At 41.5% G+C, this 6,028-nt stretch carries 9 protein-coding genes and 1 pseudogene; 8 read left to right on the forward strand and 2 right to left on the reverse strand.

What is annotated here, in order from left to right; genetic code table 11:
• From ACFINH_RS08840 to ACFINH_RS08875, 8 genes are all read left to right on the forward strand, one after another.
• On the forward strand, nt 1-1,062 hold a 1,062-nt coding region (locus ACFINH_RS08840), incomplete at its 5' end, for a filamentous hemagglutinin (RefSeq protein ID WP_375632741.1).
• Nucleotides 1,059-1,463, forward strand: a complete 405-nt coding sequence (locus ACFINH_RS08845; protein ID WP_375612686.1) for a hypothetical protein — start codon at nt 1,059-1,061, stop codon at nt 1,461-1,463. The genes ACFINH_RS08840 and ACFINH_RS08845, both read left to right, overlap by 4 nt.
• A gap of 179 nt (nt 1,464-1,642) precedes the next feature.
• A complete protein-coding gene (locus tag ACFINH_RS08850; RefSeq protein WP_273791330.1) occupies nt 1,643-2,119 on the forward strand; it encodes a hypothetical protein in 477 nt (158 codons plus the stop codon).
• 81 nt (nt 2,120-2,200) lie between these two features.
• The gene (locus ACFINH_RS08855) at nt 2,201-2,350 is read left to right on the forward strand and encodes a hypothetical protein (RefSeq protein WP_375632743.1); all 150 of its coding nucleotides are present in this window, start codon (nt 2,201-2,203) and stop codon (nt 2,348-2,350) included.
• Nucleotides 2,334-4,391, forward strand: coding sequence for a hemagglutinin repeat-containing protein (locus ACFINH_RS08860; RefSeq protein ID WP_375632745.1), 2,058 nt, complete (start codon nt 2,334-2,336; stop codon nt 4,389-4,391). The genes ACFINH_RS08855 and ACFINH_RS08860 overlap by 17 nt, the downstream gene beginning before the upstream one ends.
• Nucleotides 4,388-4,795 (forward strand): hypothetical protein, encoded by a 408-nt coding sequence (locus ACFINH_RS08865; protein ID WP_375632747.1) that lies wholly within the window; start codon nt 4,388-4,390, stop codon nt 4,793-4,795. The genes ACFINH_RS08860 and ACFINH_RS08865 overlap by 4 nt, the downstream gene beginning before the upstream one ends.
• The gene (locus ACFINH_RS08870) at nt 4,783-4,911 is read left to right on the forward strand and encodes a hypothetical protein (RefSeq protein WP_375632749.1); all 129 of its coding nucleotides are present in this window, start codon (nt 4,783-4,785) and stop codon (nt 4,909-4,911) included. The genes ACFINH_RS08865 and ACFINH_RS08870 overlap by 13 nt, the downstream gene beginning before the upstream one ends.
• A 64-nt stretch (nt 4,912-4,975) precedes the next feature.
• A complete protein-coding gene (locus tag ACFINH_RS08875; protein WP_375632751.1) occupies nt 4,976-5,335 on the forward strand; it encodes a hypothetical protein in 360 nt (119 codons plus the stop codon).
• A gap of 51 nt (nt 5,336-5,386) precedes the next feature.
• Here ACFINH_RS08875 and ACFINH_RS08880 read toward each other — a convergent pair whose 3' ends face one another.
• Both ACFINH_RS08880 and ACFINH_RS08885 read right to left on the reverse strand, forming a co-directional pair.
• On the reverse strand, nt 5,387-5,587 hold the full coding sequence (locus ACFINH_RS08880) for an AlpA family transcriptional regulator (protein WP_007347209.1): 201 nt from the start codon (nt 5,585-5,587) through the stop codon (nt 5,387-5,389).
• A gap of 207 nt (nt 5,588-5,794) precedes the next feature.
• A pseudogene (locus ACFINH_RS08885) lies at nt 5,795-6,028 on the reverse strand (integrase); the annotation flags it as partial.

Consider the following 6,028-nt stretch of genomic DNA (forward strand, 5'->3'; position numbering starts at 1 on the left):
TATACCAAATCTGCTATCAGCAATGGCACCATTGTCATTACTGATGAAGCAGGGCAGAAGGCATTGACAGGGCAAGATGTTGAGCAAGCCATAGCCTCCCTTAATCGTGATACTGCCACCGCCCATAAGGGTGTACAACAGCTCGATGTAGGCAAGCTGGAACAAATCGTCCATGAAAATCGCGAAATGGCAACGCAATTGTTGGAAGAAGGGTTTAAATACAGCGATGACTCCTATAAAACCATGTTTATCAAAGAGCACCCCATCGCCGTTGTCGACCGTGATGAAAAGGGTAATATAATCTATGAAATAGATGCAAATGGACAGTATATCACAGACGCTCGTGGACAACCAATACCTCACGCACATTATTTAACGGATGAAGAAAAGCAGCATTTGCAAGAAGGCTCTGATGGCAAAGTGCATGTGTCCTTTAATGGCATCTTTACGCCACCAGAGGAAGCCGCTGTTTATGCAGAGCAACATGCAGAGAATAAAAATGAACCGCTTTATTTTGTTGTGTTCCCAGAAGCCGATTCTGCTATCTCAGAACTTCTAGTCGCGGGCTATCAGAAGTTTATGGAAAATAACTTTTGGGGTTTGACCAATTCAACACAAGAAGCAAAAGATTTGATGTATAGCTATGGTCTTACAGGATTAGAACTTTATGGACATAGTCGCGGGACAATGACATTGGGGAATATGCTGAATTCTTTCAAACAAGAAGGTGTGCACGGTATAGCCGACAACACGAATATCAATTTCTATGGACCAGCCTTTAATGTTTTAGTTGCATCCGGTCTGTTAGGTTATGTGAGTGATGGCAAACAAACCACTATTGGTTTTGATGGGCATAGATATGACTTTGTAAGCCGATGGATTGGCGGCAATGGCTATACTTATGAGACAATACCTGCTGGCAGTAACTGGTGGAAAGAAACATGGAATATGTTCACAAATCCTTATAATCCTCATACTTGCCTTGGAGATGCGGGTCCAAAATGTCGAGATATATATGGACTTTCCCATCGAGTACAATTCCCTTTAAGGAGGAAAAAATGAAACAAACTTTAAAATTATTAAGCGCTGTAACTTTGTTAAGTATAGCTGGATGTCAGTTTAATAAACCTCCTGCAGGATACTTCACGGTGTGGGAGAAATCAGGAGCAGATCGGCTTGAGGTAAAAAAAGCACTTTTAGAATGTGGAATGCCAGCTCCTTATGATGTATTTCCAGAAAACAGAAATTTAAGCAACAATGCATGGGCAACCATAGAAGCTTGTATGATTCAAGCTGGTTTCCATGATAAATATGATAGGGGGGGGGGCTGGTGTGGAAATCATAAAGCCGAAAACTTGCCCATTTGTCGTCCAGGTGCTGTTGTTCCACAGCGCAGTGTCAAGAAGCGCTTAAATAGCCCGTTTTGTAAAAAACATCCAGAACAATATGAATGCTATCCTTAAGTCTTGCTTGTGATGATCAACAATCCGCCATCCTTGCCTTCTCTTGGAATGGCGGGATTGTTTTCTCAACTAATCATCTCAATATTGTTCACCGTTGTTTTAAGCAGCGGTGACAGAAAATATCAACAGGCTTATGAGCTCTGTTTTATTGTAAATAAATCCATTGAAAGAGGGGAAAAATGAAGAAAATCTTAAAACTGTTGAGTTGCATAGCTCTCTTAAATACAGCTGGATGTGTTAACCAACCTCCTCCATCAACTTTAGCATTATGGGAAAAACCAGGTGTCGATAAAGCGATGATCCAACAATCCTTATCAAAATGTGGTTGGAAACCGGTTTATGCTTCTTCTAGTGATATGAATTCGTATGCGAGTGAATTTGCCTCAGTTTATGAGTGCATGAAAAAAGCAGGTTTCCGGTATAAATTGCAAGATTCAAAAGGGCTTTATTTTGTACAACCTCTGAAAAGTGACTCGTTTTTAGCTAATTTGATGCTAGCTGGATATCAGCAATTTATGGACAATGATACCTTTGGTGTGACCAACAAAACGAAACAGGAACGCGCTTTACTAACGCATTTTGAGGATGAAAGAAAACGTCAGCAAAAGCAAAAAGCTTTACAAAAGCGATCACCAAAGCGTCCTCCCCATCGTTAAAAAGGTCGTTGGATAAAATCACGAATGAAGTAGAGGATCAAAGCCGTCTCCTTCTTTATCCACGCAACGGGCACTTTTAATTTGGTGTTTAAGATAGTCGACAATAAGGCAGGTGAGGTTTCATTACGGGGGATGCGTATTTTGAAGCCAAAGTCGTGGGGCAATCCACAGGATACGTTAAGCGGTTTGACCGAGGCTGGCGCATCTGGCAAGTATGACAGTGGGCTTTAAAACTGAGAAAACAGAAGCCTCTGTTCAGACCTCCACAGCGGTGACAGATAGCATAGAAGGCGGACGCGCTGTTAATATGCAAGCCCACAAAGGCAGCATTCATGGTGTTGGCGCTGATATTATCGCTGGTACCAATCCAATCTATGTGCTGGAAAATGATGAACAGAGCGGGAATATCACCATGGGAGTAGGTGAAGATATCATCTTTGAAAGTGCGCAAAATACGCAAAGCACACAAAACAGCAGTGAAAGTGCTTCAATGAGTGTTGGCACCGGTTATGGCACGGGTGGCGCAGGGGCAACGGGCAGTGCTGCTTTTAGTCAAGGGGAAGGTTCCAGTGAGGAAGTTCAACACAAAAACAGCCATATTATAGGCACCGGCACTGTTCATACCACGAGTGGGGCAAACACCACATTGGCAGGCGCCGTGGTTTCTGGAGAGCGTGTAGAAATGGAAGTAGGGGGTGATTTTGCCATTACCAGCCGCAGTGATACGGGACAAACTTCCAGCAAGCAAAACTCTGTTTCTGTTGGGTTTGGTGCTGGACAAACGGGTGGTGGGGGGTCCATGAGCGCCTCTTTCCAAAACGATAAATCCTCTAGCGATTATCATAGTGTTGTGGAGCAATCAGGCATCAAAGCGGGTGATGGCGGCTTTAATATCATTGTTAAAGACAAAACAACGCTGACCGGAGGTATTATTGAAAGCACAGCCTCGGCGGACAAAAACAGCCTGACCACTGGAAGCATTAGCACCAGTGATATCAGCAACAGTGCCCATGCTAAAGCCAGCAGCCATGGGTTTAGCATTTCTGGGAATGACACGATAAAGAACATTGCCAAGAATGTTTTAAATCACGGCAAAGCCAAGGATGGAGCAGAAGGGGAAACCAAATCTGCTATCAGCGATGGGACTATCATCCTTACTGATACAACTGGACAGAGGGCGATGGGGCAAGATGCTGGACAAATCATTGGCTCTCTCAACCGCAACACCGCAGCAGCACACCAAGCAGTAGAACAGCTAGATGTCGCATCGCTTGAGGGGGTAGTGCATAATCGCGTAGATATGATCAATGATTTATCGGATGAAGGATTGGGATACCTTGATAAAATTTATAAAATCACAAATGTCAAAGAGCACCCAGTAGGTGAGGTTGCGCATGATGAAAATGGCAATGTCCTCTATTTAACCGATGAAAATGGAAAACCTATAAAAGGCCGTGATGGAAAATATATCACTCTGTATCACTTTTTAAAGCCAGAGGAAGAAAAGCATTTACAAAAAGGCCCTAATGGTGCTGTTTATATGTTCTACAATGGCATTTTTAATTCACCAGATGATGCTGCGGGTAATGCTGTCCAATTGGCTGTTAATAAAAATGGTCCCCTTTATTTTACATACTTTCCCCAAGCTGACGATGTGCTGGTAGAATTAGGGGTAGCATATTATCAAAAGTTTTGGGAGGGTAGCACTTGGGGATTGAGTAATTCGACCAAGAAGTTCCAAGATTTTATCTATCGTTATGGCAATGACAATGCTATTGTTAGTGGGCATAGCCGTGGTACCTTAACAGTAAGCAATGGAGCAAATGACTTGCAAGAACATGGTATCCACAGTGTAGCCAAGAAAACAGACTTCTATCTTGTTGGAGCGGCTGCTCACATGCAATCGATGGCCAATACAGTAGATTATCTAAGCGATGGCGAAAAAAATTATATCTACACACAAGGTCATATGTTAGACCCCATTAGTACAGTGATTGGTTACAATTGGCCTACGGCTTATAAGGCACCTTTAAATCTAGACTTTTCACTTTTGGAGAAAGGTATAAAAAATCCTTTTTATATGATGATATTTACAGCAAACAGTTTATTTACTATAGCAACTAATCCTCTCAGAGAGATGGGGAGAGCGGTCTTGGGCCTTAACCCGAGCCCCCATAATTGTTATGCTGATGCGAGTGATGCGTGTAGATGGAATTACGGTTCATTTGGTTTTAACAAACTTTATTCAACGAGAACAGGGAACAAAAAATGAAAATGTTGTTTAATTTATTAAGCCTGCTCATTTTGTTAACGGTTACTGGATGTGACATTGAAAACATTGACAAACCTGCTCCAGGATACGTGAGTATGTGGGAGAAGTCAGGTGCGGATTCTACTGAGGTAGGAAAAGCCTTATTAGAATGTGGAATGCCGAGTCTTATCGATCCTGATTCAGAAAATAGAAAGCAGAGCATCAATGCAAAAGCAACAACTTATACATGTATGATTCAAGCAGGATTCCGTTATAAAGGGGGAGGGAAGCCGTGTTATACTTTTAAAGAGGAAAACCTCCCCATTTGTCAGGCTGGTGCTGTCATCCCGAAGAGAAGTGTCGAAAAGCGCTTAAACAGCCCGTTTTGTAAAAAATATAAAAATGCGGATGAATGCAAACCTTAAGTTTTGCTGTTTGTGATGGTCAACAATCCCTCATCCTTGCTTTGCTTGAAATGACGGGATTGTTTCCTCAACTAACCATTTCAATATTGTTCACCGTTGTTTTAATGAAGCGGTGACAGGAAATATCAACAGGCTTATGAGCTGTTTTATCGTAAATAAATCCATTGAAAGAGGGGAAAAATGAAGAAAATCTTAAAACTATTGAGTTGCATAGCTCTCTTAAATACAGCTGGATGTGTTAACTCAATTCCCTCACTTTCTCCAGCATTATGGAGAAATAAAATACTTTTAGAATGTGGAGTACCGGACCTTAATAAGGTTGTGGCGCTAGATTTGAATCAATTTGCCAGTATTGAAATGTGTATGGCGCAATCAGGTTTTCGCCCTAGCTTTACAATACAAGATTGGTGTGAAAATCATAAATCAGACAACCTTCCCATATGTCGTCCTGGTGCTGTCATGCCTCAGCGAAGTGTTGAGAGACGCTTAAATAGCCCTTATTGTAAAAAGCATTCAGAACAACTTGAATGCAAACCTTAAGTCTTGCTTCAGCAGAGAAAGCCTTGTCCATCCTTACGTGACAAGGTTTTTTTATGCCGCGTCACTTTGACGTTGCTGTTTTGCTTGTTCGATTACATTCAAAAGATCTGATTGTAACCAACGCGATAAAAAACCAAATTTTAAAGGTTTTGGGAGAGAGCCATTGGTTACATGACGGCGGAAAGTTGAGACACTCATATGAAGCAATTTTGCACTTTCACGGTCTGTTAAAAGAATATCATTTTCTGTCATATTAAAATCCTTTCACTATAAAAATGGTAACAAATCATAACTATTTATTAACCACATTTTGGTTCATTTAGAAAGATGTTTTATTCATAGAAAACAATATTTTATTATACAATTTCTGATGTGATACGTGATGAATCTTATTGAGAAGGAATGAGAGAGAAGAGAGCTAAAGTTATCCACAGATAATGGGGTTATTCACCCCATATCTTAAGATTGACCCGTGACATAAGCCGCCCATTTATCCATATAGACACGGCGCTGTTCTAGATAGTCAGTACGACGATAGGAGTGCTCTACTTGCCCTCCTACTGTATGACTTAGAATGGTTTCAGCGACCTCATAAGGGGCATCGGTTGTTTCTGCTAGCCAATCGCGTAAACTAGAGCGAAAACCATGCGGGCAGGCTTCAAGTTTATTGTCTCTCATATATTGAGCCATACA

It is taken from the genome of Bartonella sp. AA74HLJMH, assembly GCF_042197045.1.
Classification (GTDB): Bacteria; Pseudomonadota; Alphaproteobacteria; order Rhizobiales; family Rhizobiaceae; genus Bartonella.

Excerpts from the sequence above, each read along its gene's own strand:
- ACFINH_RS08875 (WP_375632751.1), top strand. The coding sequence starts at position 4,976 with ATGAAGAAAATCTTAAAACTATTGAGTTGCATAGCTCTCTTAAATACA.
- ACFINH_RS08860 (WP_375632745.1), top strand. The coding sequence starts at position 2,334 with ATGACAGTGGGCTTTAAAACTGAGAAAACAGAAGCCTCTGTTCAGACC.
- ACFINH_RS08850 (WP_273791330.1), top strand. The coding sequence starts at position 1,643 with ATGAAGAAAATCTTAAAACTGTTGAGTTGCATAGCTCTCTTAAATACA.
- ACFINH_RS08865 (WP_375632747.1), top strand. The coding sequence starts at position 4,388 with ATGAAAATGTTGTTTAATTTATTAAGCCTGCTCATTTTGTTAACGGTT.
- ACFINH_RS08880 (WP_007347209.1), bottom strand. The coding sequence starts at position 5,587 with ATGACAGAAAATGATATTCTTTTAACAGACCGTGAAAGTGCAAAATTG.
- ACFINH_RS08870 (WP_375632749.1), top strand. The coding sequence starts at position 4,783 with ATGCAAACCTTAAGTTTTGCTGTTTGTGATGGTCAACAATCCCTCATC.
- ACFINH_RS08845 (WP_375612686.1), top strand. The coding sequence starts at position 1,059 with ATGAAACAAACTTTAAAATTATTAAGCGCTGTAACTTTGTTAAGTATA.